The organism is Polyangium sp. y55x31 (genome assembly GCF_029946505.1).
Taxonomy (GTDB): Bacteria; Myxococcota_A; Polyangia; order Polyangiales; family Polyangiaceae; genus Polyangium.
Map to the genome: position 1 here is coordinate 57,458 of NZ_JARZHG010000032.1, position 24,146 is coordinate 81,603.

Sequence of the window (24,146 nt, forward strand, 5' to 3'; positions counted from 1 at the left end):
CTCATCCCCTGTCGAGCAAACCTTCGAGCGCCGTCACGTCCGACACGGGCGCCGAGCAGGTTCGATTCCGACAAACGTACGCCACGGTGTCGTCGCCCCGCGCGGCCTTGCCCTCGGCGAGCACCTTCACCGCCTCGGCCGTCTCCGGCCTTCGCGGATCCACCCACACCACGTTCCTGTGCGGCAAGTAGCGGCGGAACACCGCCTTCGCGAGCGCCTGCGCGCGCTCGCTCGATGGATCTCCCACGAGCACCACGTCCACCGTCCCGCGCACGAGCCGATCGAGCACGGCGACGGCCTTGCCGAGGCCGAGCGGGTTGTCGATCGCGGTGGGGCCGATCGGCTCGATCTGCCGCCGCCCGTGCTCGATGTACGTCTCGTCCGTGATCTCGCCGAGCCGCAGGCAAAGCTCCGCGGCCATGGATGCGCCGGAAGGCACGGCCTGATCGAAGACGTCCTTCGTGCGAGCGATGAGCGCGTCGCCGTCGTCGGGCGCGAAGAAGAAGCCGCCCTCGTGTTTGTCCTCGTGATGCGTGATCATCGCGTCGGCGATCGCGCGGGCCACGGCCACGTACCGCGGATTGCCCGTGACTTCGTAGAGATCGAGCGCCGCGTTGCCGACGTACGCTTGATCATCGAGGAACCCGCGCCGCGCCTCCGGCGCCTCGCTCTCGCCCGGCATGTAGTACCGGCGCACGCGGCCGTCCTTCACGAGCCGCTCCTCGATCGCCGCGAACGCGACCTCCGCCGCGCCGATCCACGAAGGCTCGTCGAGCGCGCGGCCGGCCTCGGCGAGCGCGCCGATGAGCAGCGCGTTCCAGCTCGCGAGGATCTTGTCGTCACGCGTCGGACGGGGCCGCTGCTCCCGCGCCGCGAGCATCTTCGCCCTCGCTCGTTCGAGCGCGCGCTTCGCCACGTCCGTCGCGAGATCCACGATCGCCGCGGTCCGCTCGATCGAGCGCACCTCCGACAGCACCGTCGCGCCGGTCTCCTCGAAGTTGCCTTCCTCCGTGATGCCGAAGTGGACCCGCGCGACCTCGTACGCCTCGTGATCGTCGCCCAAGGCCGCGCGCAGATCGCCGAGCTTCCACACGAAAAACTTTCCTTCTTGGCCCTCGGAGTCCGCGTCCTGCGTCGCGTAAAACGCGCCCGACGCGTCACGCATCTCGGCGAAGAGGTACGCGACGAGCGCGCGCGCCGTGTCTGCGAACCGCGGGTTTCCGAGCGCGCGGTAGCCATCGACGTAGAGCCGGAGCAAGAGCGCGTTGTCGTAGAGCATCTTCTCGAAGTGCGGCACGAGCCAGCGCGCGTCCGTCGAGTAGCGGTGGAAGCCGCCGCGCAGGTGATCCCAGATCCCGCCCTTCTGCATCTTGTCGAGCGCGAGCTCCACGCTCTCCTTCGAGACCGCGTCGCCCTCGAGCGCGCCGCGCAGCAAGAGCACGTCGAGCGACATCGTGTTCGGGAACTTGGGACGCGCGCCGAAGCCGCCGTTGTGGCTGTCGAAGCGCGCGAGCAGACGCCGGCATGCCTTGCGCAGGAGGTCCTGTCCGATCGCACCTTCGCCCTGCGGCAATGCGCCCACGCGCCCGATCTCCTGCGTGATCTCTCCGGCCTGCGCGAGCACCTCGCCGCGGCGCCGCTTGTACGCGTCTGCGACCGCTTCGAGGATCGCGGGGAAGCCGGGCACGCCGTACTTGTCCGCCGGCGGGAAGTACGTTCCGGCGAAGAACGGCTTCTGGTCGGGCGTCAGGAACACCGTGAGCGGCCAGCCGCCGCTCCGGCCCATGAGCTGCACCACGAGCTGGTAGACCTGATCGAGATCGGGCCGCTCCTCGCGATCGACCTTCACGTTCACGAAGAGCTCGTTCATGCGCTTCGCGATGGCGTCGTTCTCGAACGACTCGCGCTCCATCACGTGGCACCAGTGGCAGGCGGCGTAACCGATCGAGAGCAGGATCGGTTTGTCCTCCCGCTTCGCGCGTTCGAGCGCCTCGGCGCCCCACGGATACCAGTCGACCGGGTTTCGCGCGTGCTGCAGGAGGTACGGCGATTTCTCCTGCGCGAGCCTGTTCTCGTGGGCGCTCATGGGAGAGCACCTAGGGCATCGCTACCCCGGCGGGAAGGCGGATTTCCCTGATCTCAGGCCTTGCCGAGCACGAGCGCGCAGTTGTGCCCGCCGAAGCCCGCCGAGCATTTCGCCGCCCAGCCGACGGGCGCAGGCCTTCTGTCCCGCACGACGTCGAGCGCGCCGAGCTCCGGATCGAGCTCGTCGATGTTGATCGACGGATGCAGCACCTGATCACGCAGCGAACACACGACCGCGATCGTCTCGGCCGCGCCCGCGCCGCCGAGCAGGTGACCGATCATCGATTTCGTCGCCGAGATCGGGATCTGCGCGAGCCGCTCGCCGAAGACGCGGCGGAACGCGAGGATTTCGGCCATGTCGCCCTGCGGCGTCGAGGTCGCGTGCGGGTTGATGTAATCGATCGCCTCGGGGCCGATGCCCGCTCGCTGGATCGCGCGTTCGAGCGCGAGCGCGAGGCCGAGGCCTTCGGGGTGCGGGCGCGTGAGGTGCTCGGCGTCCGTGGTCATGCCGAAGCCGCCGACGATCGCGAGCGGCTTTACCCCGCGCCGCTTGGCATGTTCTTCCTCTTCGAGCACGAGCACGCCCGCGCCTTCGCCCATGACGAACCCCTGGCGCCGTTTGTCGAACGGCCGGCTCGCGCGGGTCGGATCTCCCTCGAACGCCTTCGAGAGCGCGCGCGCATTGCCGAAGCCCGCCACGGTGTTCATCCGCGTCGCCGCCTCCGCGCCGCCCGCGATCATCACGTCGGCCTCGCCCGCCTCGATGAGGAGCGCGCTCGTCGCGATCGAATGCGTGCCCGTCGCGCAGGCGCTCGCCAGGCTGTAGGACGGGCCCATGAAGCCGTAACGCATCGAAATGAGCGCGGCCGCACCGTTCGGCATGACGCCCGGCACGAAATACGGCGACACCGCGCGCGGGCCGCGCTCGTTGCTACGCGCGATCTGCTGCTCGAAGATGTCGACCGATCCCATGCCGGTCGACATGAGGCAGCCGACGCGCGAGCGCTCCGCGGCGGACTCTTTGTCGAGCCCGGCCATGATCACGGCCTCGACGGCCGCGCCGAGGCTGAAATGCGTCACGCGGCCGTAGACCTCGGCCTCCTTGGGGGACATGTACCGCGAAACGTCGAAATCGGAGACGCTCGCGGCGATGTCGCTGCGGAGTTTGTCGGTGGGGAACTCGCGGATGTACGAGACGCCCGAGCGCCCGGCGAGCAGGCTCTCCCAGAAGGTCGGGACGTCGGAGCCGACGGGGCTCACGATTCCCATTCCGGTCACGACGACGCGGCGGGGCATGGAGGGGAATCAGCCGCCGGCGGCGAGCCGGGCCTCCACCTTCTTGCAGAGGTCGCCGACCGTGACGAGCTCGACGAGGTCCTCGTCCGGGATCACGATCCCGAGCTCGGTCTCGAGCTCCCCGACGATTTGCATCACGGAGAGCGAGTCGATGCCGAGCTCGCTGATCTTGGAGGCAGGCGTCACGTTCGGAAAGGGGCGCTTGTCGACGCGCGCGGCCACGGTCTTGAACATCTCGAGCAGATCGCGCTTCTCACTCATGTCTCAGCCAATCCTCTCGAGCTCCATCTGGACGAGGGAGCTGTAGTGGATGTCGAATGCGCGGACGCAGGTGGAGAGGTACCGGTCGTAATCCTCGAAGACCTTGTCCCCCCACTTCGCCCGGATCGTCGTCTCGTTCAGGCGGAGGCGCCGGAGCCACTCCGCCGTCGTGCGCTGGTAATGCTCGCGCCGCGTGTGGAGCGTCTTGACCTCCCACCAGGGATTGATGGCCTGGATCAGCTCTTCGAGCCGCGGATTCAGGCCGTTCGGGAAGATCTCCTTCGACGAGAACGAGAAATCTTCGAGGTCCTTCCGCGTATCGGCGGCGAGTGCGCCCCAGGGACGCATCTTCGGCGTGCGATTGCGCAAAATCGCCTGGAAGCCGAACGAGGAGCCCGGCTTCGTGAGCTTCCAGCATTTCTCGAAATAACGCCGGTAGATGTCGACGGCCTTGCCCTGCTGCGCCTCCTGGGGCGAGCAGAGGTGGTCGATCATGCAGATCGAGACGAGGCCGTCGAATTTCTCGGCCGTCTCCCATTGCATGAAATCGGCCGCGACACACTCCACGCCCGGGATGTTCCGGAGATTGACCTCCGCGGCCATCGCGCGCGAGAGCGTGATCCCGACGGCCCGGTCGACCTTGCGCGTCGTCGCGAGGTACTCGACACACGCGCCCCAGCCGCAGCCGATGTCGAGCACGGTCTTGCCCGGGCCGGCTTTCGCGAAATCGCTGAGGATGCGCAGCTTGTTGAGCTGCGCGGCTTCGAGTGATTGATCGGGCGACTCGAAGACGGCGCATGTGTAGTTCATGCGCTCGTCGAGCCAGAGGCGGAAGAACTCGTTGGAGACGTCGTAGCTGACTTCGACGTCCGCTTGGCTGGATCCCATCAGAGAGCTCCTCGGGTTTCGGTCTCCCGGGCGGGTGTGCGGGGAGAAGGGACGGCAGGGGAATCGAACGATGCGTTCGGGTCCTCGCCCGGCTCCCCCACGAGCTCGAGCTGCCCGTTTTCGAGACGCATCTTCGTTTCGCGGCGGCGCACCTTGCCGCTCGACGTCTTCGGCAGCGTGCCGCGCTTGATCAGCACGACCTCGGCGAGCTGCACGCCGAGCTCGGCCCGCACCGCGTGCGTGACCGCCTCGATGAGCGCGCGCTTGGCCTCGCCGAGGCGCCGCGACTCGGCCACGAGCACGGCTTCCTCGGCGCCGCTCGCGCCGCGCCGCGCGAAGGCAACGCATTGCCCGTCGCGGATGCCGTCAACCGTGGAGGCCACGCGCTCGATGTCCTGCGGGTAGTGGTTTTTCCCGTTCAGGATGATGAGGTCCTTCGAGCGACCGCAGATGTACACATTGCCGTCGGCACGGTACCCGAGGTCGCCGGTGCGCAGATAGCCCCCGCCGAACGTCTCGGTCGTCGCCTCGTCGTCGCCGAAATACCCCGCGGTCACGCTCGGCCCGCGCAGCCAGATCTCGCCGACCTGGCGCTCGCCGAGCGGCGCGCCGTCGGGCCCGACGATCGCGAGATCGTGCCCGGGGAAGGGGCGCCCGCACGAGACGAGCTCGAGCGCCGGCGCCTCGTCCTTCGCCGGCTCGGCCGTTCCGGCTTTCATGGTCGCGAGGTCGATCCGATCGGTCGTGAGGGGTTTTCCGAGGTCGTGGAACGTCACGGCGAGTGTCGCCTCGGCCATGCCGTAGCAGGGCAGGATGCTCTCGGGCGAGAGGCCGTACTTCTCGAACCGCGCGAGGAAGGCGCGCAGCACGTCGGCCTGGATCGGCTCGGCGCCGCAGCCGAGCGCGCGCATGCACGACAGATCCCAGCCGCCGGCCTGGTTCTCCGTCACGGCGCGTGTCGCCAGCGCGAAGGCGAAGTTCGGCGCGAACGTGATGGTGCCGCGGAAGCGGTGGATCGATTCGAGCCAGAGCGAAGGCCTGCGGATGAAGGACATCGTCGGCAGGAACATCACCTGCACGAGCGCGTAGACCGGCGCGATCACGAAGCCGATGAGGCCCATGTCGTGGTAGAGCGGCAGCCACGAGACGCCGCGATCCTCGGGCGTCGAGCGCAGCCCGTCGAACATGATCGCGTGGCTGTTCACGCTCAGGTTCTCGTGCGTGACCATCACGCCCTTGGGGCGCGAGGTCGATCCCGAGGTGAACTGGAGGAACGCGAGATCCTCGCCGCGAACGTCGGGCAGCGTGGTGTGCGCCGAGCCCGGATCGATCGTCCCGAGATCACGTTCGAGCACGAGGCGCGTCTCCGCGCTCTGCGAGCCGAGCAGGTGCTCCTGGATGAGTGGGCGCAGCGCGTCGTTCGTGACGACCACACGCGCGCCCGACGCCGCGAGCACATGACGCACGGTGTCGCCGTAGGCTTCGAGCTTGGCGAGGGTCGCGGGCGGGTACATCGGCACGGCGACGAGGCCTGCCGTGAGTGCGCCGACGAAGGACAGGACGAACTCGTCGGGCTCCGGGAGGATCAGCGCGACGCGATCGCCCTTCGACAGGCCGAGCGCCTGAAGCGCGCGGGCGCGGCGGCTCGCCTCGGCCCAGAGCTCCGGGTACGCGACGCGGCGCTCCTGGCCGTTCGTGCGCACGAAAGTGACCGCCCGGTCAGCATGGACCGTGTTGTCGCGGAGGACATCGATGAACGTGCGCATGGCCCCGGAAGTACGTCCTGGCTACCGGGTCAAGAACGCCGGAAAGCCGAGACGCAGGCATAAGCGAATCCCGGACCAAATCAACCAGAAACGATAAATGCTGGAAATGGAAAGGAATTCCGGCGGTCGTTCCGGGTGGGTGTGTCGGATTTTCGACAGGTGCGATGCGTCAGAGAAAATCTGTTCGCGTGTGCTGGAGCACCGGTTCAGGGGGCCCAGACGTAGGTGCCGGGCTGGCTGTCGATGCCTTCGGGCGCCTTGGCTCCCGGATCGAAACGGCAGGACATCGGGCGGTATTCGATCGCGAGGGTCTGCGGGGGCGCGGGCTTGCCGGCGGTCGGGCTCGGCGGAGGTTTTGGGGTTGCGGGGCGGAAGATCCAGCTCTGCGCGAGGTTGCCTCCGAGGACGGCGACCGTCGGGACGCGACCGAGGCCGAGCGCCTCCCACGCCGCGACACACGGGGATTCTTTGGTGCCGTGGAGGACGACGCCGGCCGTGAGCAGGGTCATGGGCTCGGTCAGCGGGGGTTTACGTTCCGGGGATTCGCTGACGAGGACCGGGTGACGTCGACCCGGGTACATGGGCTCGCGACCGAGGAACGCGTGCGCGGCGAAGCGGGGCGTGGTGCGGCGTTCGTCGGGTTTGCAGGCGCGCGGCGCGTCGGGGAGATCGAACGGCGTGGGGACCACGACGGCCGGGCCGAACGTGCCGTCGCCGCGGAACGCGTGGAACGAGGCCGCGGCGAAGCCCACGCGTGGCTCGCTGTAGACGACGAGATCGCCGAGCGTCGTGCTGCCGATGTAGCTCCAGTCGCTCCGCGCGAGGCGCTCGCCGTCGGCCGACGTGCCCGGCGCGAGGGACATGCCGTTCGCGGACCAGGCGCCGCCTTCGCCCTGGTGCGCGAGGAGGAAGGTGAGGGGACCCGCGTCGTCGTCGGAGAGCGTGGCGACGGCGAGGGGCTTGCCGTCGGCGAGCACGGCATCCATGCGGAAGTCGGTGACGCCCTTCGGCAAAAACGTGGACCAGGTGGGATAGGGAAACGTCTTCTGTTTGCCCTTCGCATCGAGCAGGAACGTGAGGTCCTGCCGTGACTCGGGGGCGTGCGGCCGGAGGAACAGCGCGCCCGGCGTGACGGAGATGAGCGCCGTGTCGAGCAGCCATCGCGCGCCGTCGGCCTTGACGTCGGCGTGCGTGAACGCGCCCGCGTCGGGCAGGCGAACCTTGGCGGTCGTGCCCTCCATGAAGTTCTCCCACGCGAGCTCGACGTCGCGCATCGGGCCCGCGGCGCGCGGACCGTCCGGCGATTTCGGCGGCGGCAGGCGCACGCGGGCGACGGCGTATCCTTCCGTCTGGTGCGAGACCTCCATCGCGACCTCCGCACCCTGGGGCGCAGGTCCGAGGAGCGGACGCGTGATCACGCGCGCCTCGCCGTCGCCGCGCTCGGGGCCGAGTGCGGTCGTCACGGTCACGGCGTGCGTGCGCGGATCGAACGAGAGCACGGACCAGAACGAGCGGCCCCGCGCGAGCTGATCCACGCCGGGAAGCCCGAGCGCGTGGATCGGATCGACGTCCTCGATGCGGGTCCAGTTCACGCGTGGATCGAGCTCGCAGACGATCGGCGTGCGCGGCGAAGGCACGCGGCGCGGCTCGGGCGGGCCCGCGGGCGGAGCGATGAAGGGCTCGGCCTGCCCATTCCAGCCGACGCGGCTCATCGTGTCGCCGACGAGGCAACCGGCGCCGCTGCACACGAGCGTCAGCGGGCCCGCGGCGATCTCGCGCGCGAGGCTCTGCGTCGCGGGGATCTCGGTCCACGTCGCGCCGCCGTCGAGCGACTCCCAGGCGCCCATCGGCTGCTCGCCGAGTGGCCTCTCGGGAAGGACGGAGAACGCGACCGCATGCCGGCCCGCGCCGCCGACGAGCCCCGGATCCACGGGCGGACGCGCCACGCCGAGCAAACGACCGTCGTCGTCCGTCGTGACGTACGCGAGCCCGCGCGGCGTGAGCAGCGTGAGCCCCACGGTTCCATCTTCGCCCGGACGGAGCGCGGTTTGATCCCGCGGATCGAGCTCCGCGTCAGCCTCCTCGGCGGGGACCTCGTCGCTCTCCTCGAACGAAAAACCCTCCTCGCGACGCGCGCGCGACACGTCGAGCGTGCGCTCGCTGAACGTCTCGCCGCCGTCGTGCGACACGTAGAGCGCGAGCCGCTCGTCCTTGCCGCGCCGCGCGAGGAAGTACGCCGAGCGGCCGTCGACGGAGAACGCGGGCGAGACCGGCGCGCCCGAGAGCGAAGGCGTCTCCGCGACCGTGGCCACGAGCTTTCCGCCCTCGCGGCGCACGAGCAGCGGAGAAGCGCCCGTGCATCCGCTCGATGTGGCCGCGGCTCCGTGGGCCTTGCACGCGCCCGTGACGAGCGTGCTCCCGTCGTTCGACACCACGAGCGAGGTGAAGGACTCGCTCGTCAGGAGCATCAGCGGATCGCTGAAATGCGCGCCATCGTCGTGGCTCACGCGCACCTCGACGACGCCGCTGTCGTCGTCGCTTCGCTTCATGCAACCGAGCGCGACGTGTTTCCCGTGCGCGCCGAGCTTCAAGCTCGTGCATCCGCTCGTGCCGGGCAGGCGCTTCTCCACGAGCGGGCCCTCGAGCGGGCCCGTCAGCAGCGCGTAGTCCTCTCCATCTTCGGGGACCACCACCTCGAGGTAACGATCGCCGTCGAGCACCGCGCGACCTTCGAGCACCGAGCTCGCCGACGGCGCGTACGAAGTCTCGAGCGCGATCGAACCCGGCCCCACCTCGACGGACGCGTCACGCCGCGTGAACGTCGCGCTCTTTCGTGGATCCCACACGAGCGTCCCCGTCATCCCTTGCGCGGCGAGGTGTCCCTCCGCGGTGCGGCCGACGCGACGCGCGCCGATGGGCGTGGCGGCGCTCGCCCGCTGAAACGTCTTCCCATCGTCGCTCGTGAGCAGCGCCTCGGGCAGCGCGAGCGCGAGCGCCTGGCTGTCGTCGGACACGGCGACGTCGAACACACGCTCCACGATCGCCACGCGCTTCCACGTCGGCCCCTCGTCGAGATGGAAAAGCTCTCCGCTCGCCGTCGTACCGAGCACCATGCGACCACCGCTCGCGACCTGCACGAACCGCGCGGGCGCGGGGATCGTTCGCTTGATCGGCGCGAGTGGCCCTTCGGCTTCGTAGATGCGCCCGCTTTGCCCCACGAAGAGCCACGAGGCGTTTCCTTGCGACGTGATCCCCACGATCGCCTCCGGGGCCACGTCCGGCGCGGCAGCGGCGCGCCCGCGGCACGTCGTCGTGGCGCCGTCTTTCGTGGCCTGCGCCGCGCGGAAGCGATGCCCCTCCGCGGTGGCGAGCAGGCAGCCGCCGTCGTCGAGCGCGAGCGTCGCCGTGGCCGACGAGGGCATCGGCGGGTGGAACGACCATCGCGCGGGAGAGACGATCGGCGGCGGCGCTTCGGCGGCGGGCGGTGGGGATTTGGGGATCGCGGCGGGCGTCGGCTCGCCGGCTCCGCATCCCGCGGCGAGGAGGCTTCCGCCGAGGAACGTGAAGGCGCGCGAGCGGACGGTCATTTCTCGGCTTCGACCCAGCGGGCTACGAACACGTTGGTCTCGCCGGGCGTCGTGCCGAAGCGGTTCGAGGCGAACACGAGGTACTTGCCGTCGGGCGAGAACATCGGGAAGCCGTCGAACCCGTCGTAGAACGTGATCCTCTCGCTCGCGGGCGCGCCCGTCGAGGTCGCGGGCCCCTCCGAGTCGACGACGTAGAGCTCGAAGTTCGGCGCGCCGCGCAGCTCCGGCGGCGAGTCCATGTTCGACGAGAAGATCACGCGGCGCGAGTCGGGCAGGAAGTACGGCCCGAAGTTGGCGCGACCGTTCTTCGTGATGGCGCGCGCGTTTTGCCCTTCGAGGCCGCCGACGTAGATCTCGAGCTTCGTCGGCCGCACGAGCCCCTTCGCGAGCAGCGCGCGGAAATCTTCGAGCTCCTTGCCTTCGGGCCGGCTCGCGCGCCAGACGAGCTTCGTCGAGTCCGGCGAGAAGAACGCGCCGCCGTCGTAGCCGGGCGTGTTCGTGATCCTTCGGACGTCGGTCCCGTCCGGCTTCATCGTGTAGAGCTCGAGATCGTTGTCGCGGCTCGACGTGAACACGATACGCGAGCCGTCGAACGCCATCGTCGCTTCGGCGTCGTAGCCCGGTCCGCCGAGCAGGAGCTTCAGATCCGAGCCATCGGGGTTCGCGACGTAGATGTCGTACGGATCGAGCGGCCAGACGTAGCCGAGCGAGCGATCGGGCTTCGGCGGGCACGCGGCGCCTGCGGCCTCGGTCGTGCTGTAGAGGATCTTGTCGCCCTTCGGGTAGAAGAAGTACCCGCACGTCGTCCGGCCCTTGCCGCTCGACACGCGCTTCGTCTCGCCCGTCTCGAGGTCGAGCACGTACTCCTGATCGCAGGCCCCTCCGTCGCGCGTCGACTGCAGGATCAGCTTCTTGCCGTCGGGCGACCAGTACGCCTCGGCGTTCTCGCCCCCGAACGTGAGCTGCCGGAGGTCGGCGAGGTGTTTTTCGCGAGGATCGCCCTCCACGGGTTTTCCTGCGCGGATCGCGAAGGGGATCCACTCGGGCTTGGCCGTCGTGGTCGCGCTCGGGATCTGGCCGAGCGGCTCCTTCGGCTGCGGCTCGGGCGTGCAGGCCGCGGAAAACGCGAGGGTTACGGCGAGGAAGGGGAGGAGGGATCGGATCATCGAGGTCACGGCGGCGCGCACTCTAGCGCGCTTTCGTGACGAAGGTGGGTGAGGATCGTGCGTCCACGCCTCGTCACGACGCGTGCGCCTGGACTTTTAGGCGCGCGGAATCCACGGCGCTCCGGAGCTGGTGGGCGGCGATCTCCGGCGCGAGCCACGCGCCGGCCACCTCCACGGAATGGAACACCCGGTGGGGGAACGGCAGCTTCGCCATCAGTTGCAGGCCCGTCGCCACCCCACGCACGAGCGCCCCGCGGAATCCTCCCCCTTCGAAACATACCGCCGAACGCCGCAGCCGTTTGCCTGCGGCGCCCGTGGCCAGCGCGGCCAGCGCGTCGCGCGCCTCTTGCGACGGCAGCGGCGCGTTCTCCGCCACGATCGTGAGGCATGCGATCCCGTCCGGGTATTTGCGCTCCAGCAAATCGAGCGCCCGCCGGCACGCCGCCACGGCCGAGAGGGTCGTCTCGCGTTCGAACACGAGGATCAGGATCCGGTTGAAGACGGCGACCACGTGATCCTTCGTCGCCTCGACGGTGATGACCGACAGCCCGTCCCGCATGAGGTTTGTCTAAGCGTATCCGCTGCGCGCGGCAATACCGACCTCGATTCGCGCGGCGCGGATCGCCAAGGAGGCACGATTTCGACCGTGACGACTGGCAACTCCACGCACCAGGGTCTCGCTGCTGGCGTTTTCCCTCACCTTCGCGCAAGATCCTGACATCCCTATGCCCCGAGCTTCCCTTCCGGGCGAAACGACCTCCGCCCTCTCCCACGAGCGAGCCTACGCGCGCCGGGCGCGCATGGAACGAGCTCCCCACTTCATCGACGGCCGCTTCGTGAACCCGGCCGTCCTGCGCTCGCCGCGCGTCGAGTTCGGCGTCCTGCGCGAATTCCTCGCGCCCCGCGTCTCCCGCCGGCCGCCCGCGCCTCTGCCCATGGTCTCGCCCCTCGACGGCTGGCGCGACCCGCCGCGGACCGGCCTCCGCGCCGCTTGGCTCGGCCATTCCACCGTCCTGCTCGAAATCGACGGCGCGCGGATCCTCACCGATCCCGTCTGGGCCGATCGCGCCTCGCCCACGCGCCTCGCCGGCCCCAAGCGCTTCCACGAGCCGCCCGTCGCCATTGCCGCGCTCCCGCCGATCGACGCCGTCCTCGTCAGCCACGACCATTACGATCACCTCGACGCCGCCGCTGTCCGCCTCCTCGCGGGCACCACCCAGGCGCATTTCGTCACCGCGCTCGGCGTCGGTGCCCGCCTCGAAGGGTTTGGCGTGCCACACGATCGCATCACCGAGCTCGACTGGTGGGAAGAGGCGGCGATTCCCGGCACCGACGTCACCGTCGCCGCCACGCCCGCGCAACACTTCTCCGGCCGCGGCCCCTTCGATCGCAATACCACCCTCTGGGCCAGCTACGTCTTCCGCGGCCCTCGCCACCGCGTCTTTTTCTCCGGCGACACCGGCCCCGAGCCCACGCTCCCGCTCATTCGCCAGAAATTCGGCCCGTTCGACCTCATTCTCCTCGAAGTCGGCGCTTTCCATCCTGCCTGGGGCGACATCCACCTCGGGCCCTGGCAGGCCATGGAGGCGCACCGCGCGCTCGGCGGCGGCCCCTTCTTGCCCGTCCACTGGAGCACGTTCGATCTTGCGCTGCATACGTGGGACGAACCCATTGTCGCCCTCGAAGAGGGCGCGCGGGACGGCGCCTCCGACCTTCCCCTCATCGCCCCGCGTATCGGCGAGGTCCGCGACGTCTTCGACCCGGACGACATCCGCCGCTCGCTCGCGCGCCTCGACGCGTGGTGGCGCGAGGTGCGGTAGCGCAAGCGAAACCGCTTGCTTGCCCGCGCCCCCTCGTCGCACCATCCCGCGCATGGAGCGACCCTTCGAGATCCCCGAAGACCTCAACATGGCCGACTGGTTCCTCCGCGCGCGCCTGCGCGAGGGCCACGGCGATCGTGTCGCCATCCTCGCGGGCGATCGGCGCCTCACGTACGCCGACGTCGATCGCCTCGCGGCTCGTTTCGGCCATGTCCTCCGGGGGCTCGGCGTTCATCCCGAAGAGCGCATCATCGTCGCTCTCCCCGACATCCCCGAGTTCGCCGGCGCCTTCTTCGGCACGCTCGCCATCGGCGGCGTCGTCGTCATGGTGAATTGCCACCTCAAGACGGACGAAATTGCCTATTTCTACGAATACTCCCGCGCCCCCGTCGCGGTCGTCCACGCCGAGCACCTCGAAGCGTTCGTCGAGGCCTCGAAAGGCGCGCGCCACCTCCGCCGCATCCTCGTCGTCGGCGCGGAAAACCCGGCTCCGCATGCCTCGTTCGAGGCCCTCGCCGCGGGCGTGCCGGACACCATCGACCTCTTCCCGAGCCACCGCGACGACGCTGCGATATGGATCTTCTCCGGCGGCACCACCGGCCGGCCCAAGGCCGCCGTCCAGACGCACGCCTCGTTCGTCAACACGACCGAGCTCTTCGGCAAGCGTGTCCTCGGTTATGGCCCGGACGACCGCACCCTCTCCGTCCCGAAGCTTTATTTCGGGTACGCCACCGGCTGCAATCTCCTGTTTCCGTTCTCCGTCGGCGGGAGCTGCATTCTTTTCCCCGATCGCTGCACGGCCGAGGCCCTCTTCCAGCAGATCCAGAAGCACCGCCCGACCATCTTGATCAACGTCCCCACCATGATCAACCACATGGTCTCGCACCCCGACGCGGCCGCGCAGGATCTCTCCTGCCTGCGCGTCTCCACCTCCGCCGGCGAGGCCCTGCCGATCGAGCTCTACGACCGCTGGAAAAAGGCCTTCGGCGTCGAGCTCTGCGACGGCCTCGGCACCGCCGAGATGTGGCATATTTTCCTGACGAACCGCCCCGGCGACGTTCGTCCGGGCACGCTCGGCAAGGTCGTCCCCGGCTTCGAGGTCAAGGTCGCGGACGACGACGGCCGCGAATTGCCCGCCGGCGAGGTCGGCTGGCTCTGGGTGCGCGGCCGATCCCGCGCGATCGGCTACTGGCACGAGATGGAAAAGACCATGCGGTCCTTCCGCGGCGAATGGTACGTCTCCGGCGACATGCTCCGCAGGGACGCCGACGGATATTTCACGTACTGCGGCCGCGGCGACGACATGCTCAAGGTCGGCGGCAAATGGCTCGCGCCCGCCGAGGTGGAGAATTGCCTGCTCCGCCACCCGGCCGTCGCGGAGTGCGCCGTCGTCGGCGTCGCCGACGAGAATGGGCTGACGAAGCCACACGCGTACGTCCTCCCGCGGGAAAAACGGCCGGGGCTGGAGGAAGAGCTCAAATCGTTCGTCAGGGAAAAACTCGAACCGTACAAGGCCCCGCGTGAGGTCTTCCTCGTCGAAACCTTGCCCCGCACCCACCTCGGCAAGATCGATCGCGGCAAGCTCCGCCGCGCCTGAACGCGTCGTTTCCTTCGCATCAGGGGTGTGTTACAGCACCCCCGCCCCGATGACGCTCGTCTCCTCCGCATACGGCCGCCCGCTCAATCCACGCTTCGCGCCGCTCGCCTCGCGCCAGGCGCTCGACACGCTCGAGCCCGGTGCGCGCCTCGCGCTCGCCGCGACGATTGCCGAGGGCCTCGGCTCGGCATTTGTGCCCGGCGAGACGCTCGTGGGCGCCGCCGGCTTGCCCACGGTCCTGCACCGGCCCACGAACATGCGATTCGTCGCCATTCCCGGCGGCACGTTCGGGATGGGTTTGTCCGAGACCGAGATAGAAGAGATCGCCGCCCTGTACGCCCCCCTCGGCCGCGCCGACGAGGCGCGCGATTTCGTCCGCTGGTCGACCCAGCCGCCGCGCCGCGTCCGCGTCCTGCCCTTCCTTTGCGCGCTCGCGCCCGTCACCGATCACCTCGCCCACGCGCGGCTCGCGGACATGTACCCCGGCGAGGACGAGGGATACGCCCCTTCGGATGCGCCCGTCCCCTTCGCGCCGCGCCTCGCGGCCGAGCTGCGCGGCGTGCTCGGCTTCCGTCTGCTCTCCGAGGCCGAATGGGAATGGGTCGCGCGTGAGGGAGGCGCCCGGACCTGGCTCCGCGATCCCCCGCAATCCATTTCCCTCGCCCTCGATCCCGCCCGCGAGCCCTCGCCGCGCCCCAATGCCTTCGGGATCGACCTGCTCGAGGCCGGCCTCGAATTCGTCGCCGACGCCTGGCACGAGGGCTACGCCGGCGCGCCCGCGGACGCGATCGCCTGGCAGCCGCGCGCCATTCCCGACAACACGCGCGGCTGCCATGGTGGTTTTCAGGACGAAATCGAGGCCGTCCGCCTCCACGCCGGCGTCCGCGAGGGCCGGCACGGCGACGACCCGGCCGCCGTGCGATTCGCGATCGACCTTCCCTGACGCTCAGGGCTTCACTTCGAGCGCCTGCACCATCCCGTCGAAGAACTTCTCCGGCGTGCACTCCATCCCCGTGTAGAACTCGACGAACGTCGTCTTCACGTGGTGGATCTTCCAGTCCCCCACCTGCGTCGTCCCGCCGCTCGGGATCAGCGCCTCTTCATTCCCCGAGACGGCGTTCACCGAATACAGCGTCCGGTACTCCGTCTCCGGACAATCTTTCTTCTGCTGATTCACGCATTCGACCACGATCGACAGCTCCGGTCCGCCGCCCGGGACCGCCGGCAACATCGCGGGGACCATGGCATTCGCGTACCGCATCGCCACGGCTTGCCCCTTCGCGCCGCTCACGAGATACGATTGGTTGTCCTGCTTCGCCGTCACCACGTCCCCCACGGCGAACACCTCCCCGAGGTTCGCGCCCTCCCAGGCGAACCGCGCGGGCATTCCTCCCGCATCGAATGCGAGCTCCATTCCGAGCGCATCCACCGCCGCCACCGTCGCCTGCGCGCCGCTCGTCAGATCCGGCGTCGGATCCTCGAACCCGAGCCACGGCCACGAGCCGAGCACGAACTTGTCCTGGTCCATCGTGCACGCGGGCCCCGGCCCTCCGCCTCCGCCTCCGCCCGCGCCGCCGCTCCCGCCCGCGCCGCCGTTTCCGTCGCCGCCCGCGCCCCCGCTTCCGCCTGCGCCGCCGCTGCCGCTCCCGCCTCCGTCTCCGCATGCCGCGAGGCACGCGGCCATCGCAATCACGAGCCCTGCTGCCCAAGAAAATCGTCGTTCCATGACCCATGAAGGGCATGCAATACAATCGGCGTCAATCCCTCAAAACTCCACCGAAGCGCCACCGTCTCTCCCCCGGGCTTCCCGCGGCGCGTGGTCTCCTCCACGCATGCACTTCGCTCCCGCCGGCCGCGGCCTCCATTACTCTGCCGCGCGTGGAGTCGTGGAATCGGCGCTCCGCGTCCTCTTCCGCGACGATTGGCCCGCGCGCGCCTGGGGCCGCTTGCCCGTCGCCTCCTCCGTGCGTGTCGTCCACCGCCGCATTCCGCTCCCCGCGCCTCGCTCTTCCCCCTTGCGGATCGCATTCGCCTCCGACCTCCATCTCGGCCCCACCACCTCGTCACGCACCCTCGACGAGGCCTTTCGCCTCCTCTCCGCCGCTCGGCCCGACGTCCTCGTCCTCGGCGGCGATTACGTCTTCCTCGACGCCACGCCGGCGCGCGCCCGCGAACTCGAAGCCCGCGTCCGCGACGTCCCCGCGCGCCTCAAGGTCGCCGTCCTCGGCAATCACGACCTCTGGACGCACCATTCCCTCCTCGAAGACGCCCTCGCCCGCGCCGGCGCGACCGTCCTCGTCAATGCCGCCGCGCGCCTCGACGACCTCGCCATCGTGGGCCTCGACGACCCCTGGACCGGCGTTCCGGATGGCGATCGCGCCTTTGCCGCGGCCGAGGGCGCCTCGCTCGTCATCGCCGTTTGCCACGCGCCCGGCGGCTTCCGTCATACCCGCGGCCGCGGCGTTTTGCTTTACCTCTGCGGCCATACCCACGGCGGCCAGGTCGCGCTCCCCGGCGGCATTCCCCTCATCGTCCCGGGCGGCCGCCTCGCGCGCCGATTCCCGCATGGCGTCCATGAGGTCGAAGGCACCACCCTCTTCGTCTCCCGCGGCGTCGGCGGCGTCGAGATCCCTTTCCGTGCCTTCGCGCCCCCCGACATTGGAATCTTCGACATCGGCTGATTCTCCACGGACTCTTTCACCAACCTCCCCGCGCCCCGCCGCCCCCCGAGCGACCTCCGCCGCCGGAAAAACCTCCGCCGTCCCCTCCGCCGCCGCCGCCCCCGCGCCCTCCGCGCATGATGAACCACAAAATGGTGAGCGCGAGCGACGGATTCACCGCGAACAGCACCAAAAACACCGCGGCCGCGATACCGAGCCAGACGAGCTCGTGCCCCCGCCTCGCCTCCGGCTGCGTCGTGTGCCCGGGGCCGGGCGCGGGCACGAATGCGCGCCCCTCGATGGCCTGCAGCAATGCGGACACGCCCGCGTCGACGGCACCGTTCGGATCACCTGCCTGAAGCCGCGGGGCCATCACCTCCCGGATGACCCGCGAGGCGATCGCGTCCGGCACCCGATCTTCCAGCCCATACCCCACTTCGATGTCGATCTTCCGATCTTTTGCCAGGACGAACATCACGAGCCCGTCGTCGAGCCCCTTCTGCCCGACCCCCCACGCCGCGAACGTCCGCACCGCCCAATCGTCGAGCGCCGCGTCTCCGATCGTATCCCCGATCCACACCACGACCTGGTGGCCCGTCTGCCGCTCGTATTGCGCCAGGCGATCGTCGAGCCGATCACGCGTCTCGGGCGACAAAAACCCCACGGTATCCGTGACGTGGCGGGTGGGCGCCGGGGGAATGGGCGCGGCCTGGCCACGTGCGAGCCCGACGAACGCGAGCCACGCGGCGAGGACGAGGAAGGTGAGGGCGCGAATCATGTTCGCCGATCAAAATTGCACGGCGGGCGGTCGCTCGGCGCCGCCCGTGGCGCGGAAATACGTCTTCACGGCGAAGCGATCCCCGAACATGTCGGCGACGAGGCTCGTCGGGAAACGACTCCGCGCGGTATTGAACTCCCGCGCTGCCTCGTTGTAGCGCATTCGCTCGACCGCGATCCGGTTCTCCGTTCCTTCGAGCTGCGCCTGGAGATCACGGAAGTTCTGCGTCGCCGAGAGCTCCGGATATCGCTCGACGACCACGAACAGGCGGCCCAGCGCCGACGAGAGCTGATCCTGTGCGGCCTGGAATTGCGCCATCGCGGCGGGATCCTCCGACGCCTTGGCGGCGCTGGCCGCAGGTTGCGCCCTGCCGCCCGTCACCGCTTGGGCGCGGCTCCTCGCCTCGGCGACCTGGATGAAGGTATCCCGCTCGAAATTCGCCGCGCCGCGGACGGTCTCGACGAGGTTCGGCACCAGATCGAGGCGCCGCTGGTAGACGTTCTCGACCTGCGCCCATTGCTGCTCGACGGCTTGATCGAGCGTGACGAGCCGATTGTACGTGCCGATGCCTGCGCCCGCGACGACGAGCAACAGGATCAGCACGCCTGCGAGGACGAAGAGCGCCTGCTTCATCGATACCCCCGTGCACGGCGAATGCCGCGCCGCGCGGGGGGATGCACGGACCGTGCTGGGCACCCTCCTCGAAAGACCCGGTCAGCCCCTCCGCCTGCGCCGCCGGAGCGCCGTCAGCGCCATTGCGGCGACCACGCCGAGCCCGCCCGCCGCGCCCGCCTCGCGCCCGGCGGCCCGGCATCCGCAGCCCTCCTCGTCCGGCGGATTCGAGGGAACGGCGCCGCCGCTGCCCCCTGCGCCGCCATTGCCGCCGGCGCCGCCGTTTCCGCCTGCGCCGCCGCTGCCGCCTGCGCCGCCGCTCCCGCCGCTGCCGCCTGCGCCGCCGCTGCCGCCCGCGCCGCCGCTCCCGCAATCGGGAATCGGCACGTACTGGCAGCCTGCCTGCGAATCACACGAATCGACCGTGCACGGATCGCCGTCCACGCAGACCTTCGGTTTGCCCGCGCAAACCCCGAATGCGCAGACGTCGTTGAGCGTGCAGGCATCCCCGTCCTCGCATGCGGCCGCGTTCGCCGTGTGCGTGCATCCGAGCTGCGCATCACACGTATCGTCCGTGCAGAGGTTCCCATCGTCGCAGCTCGTGGCCATTCCGCCCGCGCACGCGCCGCCCGTGCACGTCTCGCCCGTCGTGCACGCGTCGCCGTCGGCGCAGGGCATTCCGTCGCTCGCGCCGGCGTCCTGACAGACGTCCTCCACCACGACCTCGGCCCGCGTCATCTCGATCGGCGCGGCGCCCGGCACGTCCTTGTTGTGCTCCCAGAGCTGCCAGATCGTATCGCCCCAGGCGCGGAGCTGCGCGAAGAACGGGTCCGTCTGCACGATGTACGCCTTCTCCTCGCCCGAGGGCGTCGGGCTCGTGAGCGTCGTCGCCCCGGTCCCGAGGATCTCGTCCCGCAAGAACTCCACGTATTCGCGGCTCGTCGTCTGATAATAGAGCCGCACCTCCACGCGGCTCCCGCCGGCCGGCAGCGTCAAGCTCACGTCGTCGTAGCCCCCCGTGTACTCCTCCGCCGAGAACAGGTTTGGCGAGACCGACCCGTCCCAGACAGGCTCGGCCATGCGCTGTCCCGCCTCGGCGATCCGGAATCCCTTCGGCGGGATGCGGTTGTCCTTCGAGCGCTCCGTCCCGAGGATGAAGTGGAACGATTTCGTTTGCCCGGTGAACGAGCTCGCCATCTTCGCCTCGTAGACGAGCGCCTCGTCGTGCGTCTCGTTCGCCCCGAGCGGCGGGCTCGACGGCGCGTGCGCGGGATCGAGCCCGCGCAGCGTACCCACGGCCTGGTCGTACGGGTTCACCTCGTGGAGCAGTTGGTCCCCGTCGAACACCCGCACGTTGAGGAACATGCGTCGGCCCTCGGGATACCCCGTGATCAGCTTGTGCCCCGTGTTGTTCCGCACCCGGAACGACGTCGCGCCGCTCAGCGGATCGTACGAGAGCGAAAGAATCGTCGCCGCGCGGCCGAGCGTCCATTTCGCGCGGTTCGACCCTGCGAGCAGCGCCGCCGCGTCGAGCTTCGTCCCCTCGTCGAGCGAGAGCGTCAGCGCCGCCGCGCCTTGCCCGAGCAGCGCCGCGTTCATCGCGTCGTAGTTCGGCGACGACGGCACCGTGCTCGCGAGCAGCCACGGCACGAATGCATTGCCGCCCGTGAGATCGTGCAAGGGCTGCCCGCTCGAAGGGTGCTCCATGCTGTCCGTCGGCCGGATGACGGACCCGATGATCGACGCCCCCGCGCCCACGCCGTCCGGCATGTGGCAATCCTGGCACGACGCGATCGCATTGCCCGGCTGCCCCGTCTCGAACGCGCCCGGCGCATACGGCCCCACGCCCGGCGCGCCGCCGGGCAAGCCGTAATCGCTCAGCATGAACTCCGACCACGTGCGCTCGACGTGGAAATACTCCGACGGCGATTTCGTCTCCGTGGGCAGCACCGTCGTCCCGTCGTTCGGCATCGTCCCTTTCGCCGCCATGTTCGCCATGACCGGGTTCGACACGTCGTGGCAGGTCCCGCAATAATACTTGCTCTTGTGGTAGCGGCTGTACTGCATCGGGTGGAACGCCTGCGCGTCCGCGAACGACCCACGCCGCTCCGCCTTGTCGCTCACGTAATACTGCCCCGCCCCGTTCTCGTGGTAGGTCGCGTTCACGGGCCTGTGATCCGCGCCGTACATCGGGCTGCCATTGAAGAGCGTGTGCGACTGCGACTGCAGGATGTCCGCCTCGCGCGTCTTCTCCGCTGCGACCGAGGACATCGTCCCGCTCATGTTCGTCTCGTCCCAGTACCCCGCCCAGTCATTCCCCTCCCGGGTCCCCTGGAACGTGTCCTCGAAGAACGGATCCACCATGCGATGGCAGAAATCGCATTGCACGCCGTCGAAATCGGCGTCGCCCATCGCCTGGCCGTTCGTCGGATCGCTCCGTAGCTCGAGCCACCCCTTCGGCATGTGACAACGCAGGCAGATGTCCGACCCATTCGGGTTCCCGACCGCCCATATCGAGTCCTGCGCGGCCACCGTGAGCGCGGCCCAGAAGAACGGGTCGCGCGCGGCTTGCCCCATCATCGACCCTTTCCACCCGAACCCCGGCTCGATCGCCGGCGCATACCCCGCGTGACAGCCGAGGCACTGCGAGGGCGGCTCGATCGCGTTCTCCGCGCGCGGCTGCGTCCCCGGCATGCGGATCAGCGGATCGTATTGCACGATCATGGGCTCCCACGCCCACGCGAGGGCGGGCGCGGCGGCGAGCGCGAAGGCGAGGAGGGCAGGCGTCTTGATCCGGGGGCGAGCGCGTTTCGTCATGGCCAAGCTCCGATGCCGGCCATTCTCGCACGACGCCGCCCCTTTCCGCTACCGCGAAGGCTTGCGCCGCCGCTCCACGTAGAACGCGAGGTTCTGCGCGAGCCGCGCGTCGTTCGGCCGCGCCTTCACGGCCTTCTGCGCGGCCGCCTCGCCGACGGCGAACTCCCCGAGGAAGTATGCGGACGAGGCCACGAGATCGGCCATCCTCCACGTGTACACTTCCTCGTCCACGAACAGCCGATCCTTCACCGGCAGCGGCAACTCGTAGCCGCGGCGCGCGTAGAGGAACGTGAGCGCATGCTCCTTGCGCGTATCGTGATGCAGCGCGATCGCGTAAAGCGGCTCGGCCCGGTGCGGCGCCGCGAGGTGCGCGTCGAGCCAGCGCGAAAGCACCCGCGGCCACGGCAGATTCAGCCCCACCCCGCACCGCGCGATCCCCATTTTCGACTCGTACACCTCCTCGGCCCAACCCCCCATCGCGATCCGCCGCGCGAATGCGGCCTCGGCCTCCTGGAATCGACCGAGCCAGAGCAGCGTCTCGGCCAGGTAAAACGCCGCGCGCGAGTTCGCCTTGTCCTCGGCGAGCGCCCGCTCGAGCAGCCCCACGTCGCGCTCCCAGCGCTTCCGGCTCCGCTCGGCCGACGCCTCGCCGCGGTGGTGCCGGATCAAAACGTCGGGCACGCGCAGGCTCGGCGGCGGACGATCGTCGTGCGTCAGCACCTCGTGCACCACGCCGCGGAACCGCCAGCCCGCGCGGCTCCGCACGATGCGCGGCGAATCGAACTGGATCCCGAGCGCCACCCGCACGTAATACGCCTCGCGCTCGGGCCCCTGCGCTGCCCGCTCGCGTTCGAGGAAGGCTCGCAGCGCCTTGCCATTCTCGATCTCGTCGTCCGCGTCGAGCCAGAGGACGAACTCCGTCGCCTCGCCCGCGAGATCGAGCGCGCGATTGCGTGTCGTCGCGAAATCGACGAACGGCTCCTCGAAGAGCTCCCCGGGGACGCCTTCCATTTCGCGACGAACCACCTCCTGCGTCCCGTCGGTCGAGCCCGTGTCGAGGATCACCCAGCGATCGACGAACGGTTTGGCGCTCCTCAGCGTGCGCGCGATCGTCTCGGCCTCGTCCTTCACGATCATCGACAGCGTGAGCAGGCTCCCCGGCTTGTTCGGCATGGCGGACCCATGAAAGCCTTCCGAGCGGGGGGCTTGTCAAGCGGGAGGGTGGGGGCCCCTGCAAACGGGCTCTTGTGGTCCGGGGCAGTTTCTGCTTTCCTCGCCGCATGCGTAAATTCTTGTTTGTCCTGGGTATCCTCGCGCCGCTTGCTCTCTCCCTGCCCGCCAGCGCGGACCTGCCCCCCGCGACCTCGTCCGGCACCGGCGGCAACGGCGGCAACGGCGGAACCGGAGGCAACGGCGGCAACGGTGGCAACGGCGGCAACGGCGGCAACGGCGGCAGCGCCGGCGCAACGAGCTCGACGGGCGGCACCCCGACGCCGCAACCGCAACCGGAGGAGGGCTGCTCCGTGGCGGCTCCCGGCGCGATGACGTACGGCGCCACGGGCGCCTGGATCCTCGGCCTCGGCGCGCTGCTCTACAGCCGCAGGGCCCGCCGAAGCGCGCCTCGTCGCGGCTCGTGAGGGTCCTCCTTTACCTCGCCTTTCGCACGCTCGTCCGCAGCCGGATCTCGTTCGTCCTCCTGCTCGCTGCGGTGACGGCCGGTCTCGGCTTCCAGATCCCGAACACCGCCAACATCGAAGGTTACACCGCGGAGCTCCGCGAAAAGGGCCTCTCGCGCGACACGGGCCACGTCCGCGTCACGGCGAAGTCCGGCGGCACGTTCGAAGGCGCCGAGGCCCTCGCCGCGCGGATCACCGCGGAGCCCTTCGCCCGCGCCGCCACGATCCGGCTCGTGCACGTGGGCTCCTTGTTCCACGGCGAACGCACGACCTCCGCGAGCGTCTCTGGCATCGACCCCGTCGCGGAAGATCGCGCCGCCGGGTTTTGCCAGGAGCTCGCGGAGGGCCGCTGCATGGCGGCGGGCGACGAGCGGCCCGCCGTCATCGGGGCCAAGCTCGCCGAACAGCTCGACGCGCACGTCGGCTCCTCGATCAAGGTCGCCTTGCCATTTTCGGTCGGCGACGACGTTCGAATGGTCTCCGCCGTCTTCCGCGTCGTCGGCGTCCTCCGCGGCTCGGGCGGCTTCCGCGCCGACTACGAGCTCTTCGTCCCCATGGGCGCCCTGCGTGACCTCTTCGGCAAACCAGGCGTCTCCAGCGAAATCCGCGTCTTCTCGACGGACGACGCCCGCGCCGGCGAATGGGCGAAGCGTATCGCCGAGCTCGCCCCCGATCAGAAAGTCGAGACCTGGTGGGAGGCCCAGACGTTCGTCAAGAACGCCATCGACGGAAACCGCGCCCTCTCCGCCATTTCGACCACGATGGTCGTCGTCGCGGTCATGATCCCCGTCCTCGCGTTGCTCTACATCCACGTCCTCCACGAGCGCCGCCGCATCGCCACCATCGCCGCGCTCGGCTTCAGCCGCCGCGAGATCTTTCTCATTCACCTCTTCGAGGCCCTGCTCGTCGGCGGAATCGGCACCGTCCTCGGCAGCGGCCTCGGGTATGCCCTCTGCCGGTATTTCCAGGGCAACCCCATTTTCTCTCACCAGGGGTTCGTCGTCCTCCCGAGCATCACGCTCCGATCGTTTTCGATCCCGGCCCTCGTCCTCTTCGCCACGACGCTGCTCGCGGGCATCGTCCCGGCGATCCTCGCCTCGCGCGCCGAGCCGGCCGTCGAGCTTCGGAGGGAATGAC

At 69.5% G+C, this 24,146-nt stretch carries 19 protein-coding genes; 6 read left to right on the forward strand and 13 right to left on the reverse strand.

Going from position 1 to position 24,146, the window contains the following annotated elements:
- Position 1 precedes the first annotated feature (1 nt).
- The 8 genes from QHF84_RS37620 to QHF84_RS37655 all read right to left on the reverse strand — a co-directional run bounded on the left by QHF84_RS37620 (position 2) and on the right by QHF84_RS37655 (position 11,560).
- Positions 2-2,086 (reverse strand): thioredoxin domain-containing protein, encoded by a 2,085-nt coding sequence (locus QHF84_RS37620; protein WP_281318365.1) that lies wholly within the window; start codon positions 2,084-2,086, stop codon positions 2-4.
- 53 nt (positions 2,087-2,139) lie between these two features.
- On the reverse strand, positions 2,140-3,381 hold the full coding sequence (locus tag QHF84_RS37625) for a beta-ketoacyl-[acyl-carrier-protein] synthase family protein (RefSeq protein WP_281318366.1): 1,242 nt from the start codon (positions 3,379-3,381) through the stop codon (positions 2,140-2,142).
- Positions 3,382-3,390: 9 nt separating this feature from the next.
- Positions 3,391-3,642 (reverse strand): acyl carrier protein, encoded by a 252-nt coding sequence (locus tag QHF84_RS37630; protein ID WP_272422618.1) that lies wholly within the window; start codon positions 3,640-3,642, stop codon positions 3,391-3,393.
- 3 nt (positions 3,643-3,645) lie between these two features.
- Complete coding sequence (locus QHF84_RS37635; protein ID WP_281318367.1) at positions 3,646-4,530, reverse strand: class I SAM-dependent methyltransferase; 885 nt, start codon at positions 4,528-4,530, stop codon at positions 3,646-3,648.
- Positions 4,530-6,296 carry a fatty acyl-AMP ligase gene (locus tag QHF84_RS37640; RefSeq protein ID WP_281318368.1) on the reverse strand — a complete coding sequence of 589 codons (1,767 nt, stop codon included), beginning with the start codon at positions 6,294-6,296 and terminating at the stop codon, positions 4,530-4,532. Before QHF84_RS37640 ends, QHF84_RS37635 begins: the two co-directional genes overlap by 1 nt.
- Before the next feature lie 206 nt (positions 6,297-6,502).
- The gene (locus tag QHF84_RS37645; RefSeq protein ID WP_281318369.1) at positions 6,503-9,883 is read right to left on the reverse strand and encodes a hypothetical protein; all 3,381 of its coding nucleotides are present in this window, start codon (positions 9,881-9,883) and stop codon (positions 6,503-6,505) included.
- Positions 9,880-11,049 carry a hypothetical protein gene (locus tag QHF84_RS37650; protein ID WP_281318437.1) on the reverse strand — a complete coding sequence of 390 codons (1,170 nt, stop codon included), beginning with the start codon at positions 11,047-11,049 and terminating at the stop codon, positions 9,880-9,882. The genes QHF84_RS37645 and QHF84_RS37650 overlap by 4 nt, the downstream gene beginning before the upstream one ends.
- A 73-nt stretch (positions 11,050-11,122) precedes the next feature.
- On the reverse strand, positions 11,123-11,560 hold the full coding sequence (locus QHF84_RS37655) for a hypothetical protein (RefSeq protein ID WP_281318370.1): 438 nt from the start codon (positions 11,558-11,560) through the stop codon (positions 11,123-11,125).
- A 289-nt stretch (positions 11,561-11,849) separates the two neighbouring features.
- Between QHF84_RS37655 and QHF84_RS37660 the strand changes: the two genes are divergently transcribed.
- From QHF84_RS37660 to QHF84_RS37670, 3 genes are read left to right on the forward strand one after another with little or no spacing between them, the layout of a single operon-like run.
- Positions 11,850-12,869: an MBL fold metallo-hydrolase gene (locus QHF84_RS37660; protein ID WP_281318371.1), complete on the forward strand. Its 1,020-nt coding sequence runs from the start codon at positions 11,850-11,852 to the stop codon at positions 12,867-12,869.
- Between the two features lie 52 nt (positions 12,870-12,921).
- A complete protein-coding gene (locus tag QHF84_RS37665) occupies positions 12,922-14,466 on the forward strand; it encodes a benzoate-CoA ligase family protein (RefSeq protein WP_281318372.1) in 1,545 nt (514 codons plus the stop codon).
- A 49-nt stretch (positions 14,467-14,515) separates the two neighbouring features.
- On the forward strand, positions 14,516-15,409 hold the full coding sequence (locus QHF84_RS37670) for a hypothetical protein (protein ID WP_281318373.1): 894 nt from the start codon (positions 14,516-14,518) through the stop codon (positions 15,407-15,409).
- A 3-nt stretch (positions 15,410-15,412) separates the two neighbouring features.
- Here the strand turns inward: QHF84_RS37670 and QHF84_RS37675 are convergent, their stop codons facing one another.
- Positions 15,413-16,192 carry a hypothetical protein gene (locus QHF84_RS37675; RefSeq protein WP_281318374.1) on the reverse strand — a complete coding sequence of 260 codons (780 nt, stop codon included), beginning with the start codon at positions 16,190-16,192 and terminating at the stop codon, positions 15,413-15,415.
- Between the two features lie 106 nt (positions 16,193-16,298).
- Between QHF84_RS37675 and QHF84_RS37680 the strand changes: the two genes are divergently transcribed.
- The gene (locus QHF84_RS37680) at positions 16,299-17,147 is read left to right on the forward strand and encodes a metallophosphoesterase (RefSeq protein WP_281318375.1); all 849 of its coding nucleotides are present in this window, start codon (positions 16,299-16,301) and stop codon (positions 17,145-17,147) included.
- A gap of 16 nt (positions 17,148-17,163) precedes the next feature.
- On the opposite strand, the gene QHF84_RS37685 is transcribed toward QHF84_RS37680, so the two are convergent.
- From QHF84_RS37685 to QHF84_RS37700, 4 genes are all read right to left on the reverse strand, one after another.
- Complete coding sequence (locus tag QHF84_RS37685; protein WP_281318376.1) at positions 17,164-17,904, reverse strand: TPM domain-containing protein; 741 nt, start codon at positions 17,902-17,904, stop codon at positions 17,164-17,166.
- A 9-nt stretch (positions 17,905-17,913) separates the two neighbouring features.
- Positions 17,914-18,537: a LemA family protein gene (locus tag QHF84_RS37690; protein ID WP_281318377.1), complete on the reverse strand. Its 624-nt coding sequence runs from the start codon at positions 18,535-18,537 to the stop codon at positions 17,914-17,916.
- Positions 18,538-18,618: 81 nt separating this feature from the next.
- The gene (locus QHF84_RS37695; RefSeq protein WP_281318378.1) at positions 18,619-21,333 is read right to left on the reverse strand and encodes an MYXO-CTERM sorting domain-containing protein; all 2,715 of its coding nucleotides are present in this window, start codon (positions 21,331-21,333) and stop codon (positions 18,619-18,621) included.
- 48 nt (positions 21,334-21,381) lie between these two features.
- Complete coding sequence (locus QHF84_RS37700) at positions 21,382-22,506, reverse strand: glycosyltransferase (protein ID WP_281318379.1); 1,125 nt, start codon at positions 22,504-22,506, stop codon at positions 21,382-21,384.
- Positions 22,507-22,613: 107 nt separating this feature from the next.
- Here QHF84_RS37700 and QHF84_RS37705 point away from each other — a divergent pair, with 107 nt between their 5' ends.
- The gene (locus QHF84_RS37705; RefSeq protein WP_281318380.1) at positions 22,614-22,970 is read left to right on the forward strand and encodes a hypothetical protein; all 357 of its coding nucleotides are present in this window, start codon (positions 22,614-22,616) and stop codon (positions 22,968-22,970) included.
- A complete protein-coding gene (locus QHF84_RS37710) occupies positions 22,967-24,145 on the forward strand; it encodes an FtsX-like permease family protein (protein ID WP_281318381.1) in 1,179 nt (392 codons plus the stop codon). Before QHF84_RS37705 ends, QHF84_RS37710 begins: the two co-directional genes overlap by 4 nt.
- Position 24,146: the final 1 nt, after the last annotated feature.

Coding starts and splice junctions, on each gene's coding strand:
- QHF84_RS37620 (WP_281318365.1), bottom strand. CDS start 2,086: ATGAGCGCCCACGAGAACAGGCTCGCGCAGGAGAAATCGCCGTACCTC.
- QHF84_RS37625 (WP_281318366.1), bottom strand. CDS start 3,381: ATGCCCCGCCGCGTCGTCGTGACCGGAATGGGAATCGTGAGCCCCGTC.
- QHF84_RS37630 (WP_272422618.1), bottom strand. CDS start 3,642: ATGAGTGAGAAGCGCGATCTGCTCGAGATGTTCAAGACCGTGGCCGCG.
- QHF84_RS37635 (WP_281318367.1), bottom strand. CDS start 4,530: ATGGGATCCAGCCAAGCGGACGTCGAAGTCAGCTACGACGTCTCCAAC.
- QHF84_RS37640 (WP_281318368.1), bottom strand. CDS start 6,296: ATGCGCACGTTCATCGATGTCCTCCGCGACAACACGGTCCATGCTGAC.
- QHF84_RS37645 (WP_281318369.1), bottom strand. CDS start 9,883: ATGACCGTCCGCTCGCGCGCCTTCACGTTCCTCGGCGGAAGCCTCCTC.
- QHF84_RS37650 (WP_281318437.1), bottom strand. CDS start 11,049: ATGATCCGATCCCTCCTCCCCTTCCTCGCCGTAACCCTCGCGTTTTCC.
- QHF84_RS37660 (WP_281318371.1), top strand. CDS start 11,850: ATGGAACGAGCTCCCCACTTCATCGACGGCCGCTTCGTGAACCCGGCC.
- QHF84_RS37665 (WP_281318372.1), top strand. CDS start 12,922: ATGGAGCGACCCTTCGAGATCCCCGAAGACCTCAACATGGCCGACTGG.
- QHF84_RS37670 (WP_281318373.1), top strand. CDS start 14,516: ATGACGCTCGTCTCCTCCGCATACGGCCGCCCGCTCAATCCACGCTTC.
- QHF84_RS37675 (WP_281318374.1), bottom strand. CDS start 16,192: ATGGAACGACGATTTTCTTGGGCAGCAGGGCTCGTGATTGCGATGGCC.
- QHF84_RS37680 (WP_281318375.1), top strand. CDS start 16,299: ATGCACTTCGCTCCCGCCGGCCGCGGCCTCCATTACTCTGCCGCGCGT.
- QHF84_RS37685 (WP_281318376.1), bottom strand. CDS start 17,904: ATGATTCGCGCCCTCACCTTCCTCGTCCTCGCCGCGTGGCTCGCGTTC.
- QHF84_RS37690 (WP_281318377.1), bottom strand. CDS start 18,537: ATGAAGCAGGCGCTCTTCGTCCTCGCAGGCGTGCTGATCCTGTTGCTC.
- QHF84_RS37695 (WP_281318378.1), bottom strand. CDS start 21,333: ATGACGAAACGCGCTCGCCCCCGGATCAAGACGCCTGCCCTCCTCGCC.
- QHF84_RS37700 (WP_281318379.1), bottom strand. CDS start 22,506: ATGCCGAACAAGCCGGGGAGCCTGCTCACGCTGTCGATGATCGTGAAG.
- QHF84_RS37705 (WP_281318380.1), top strand. CDS start 22,614: ATGCGTAAATTCTTGTTTGTCCTGGGTATCCTCGCGCCGCTTGCTCTC.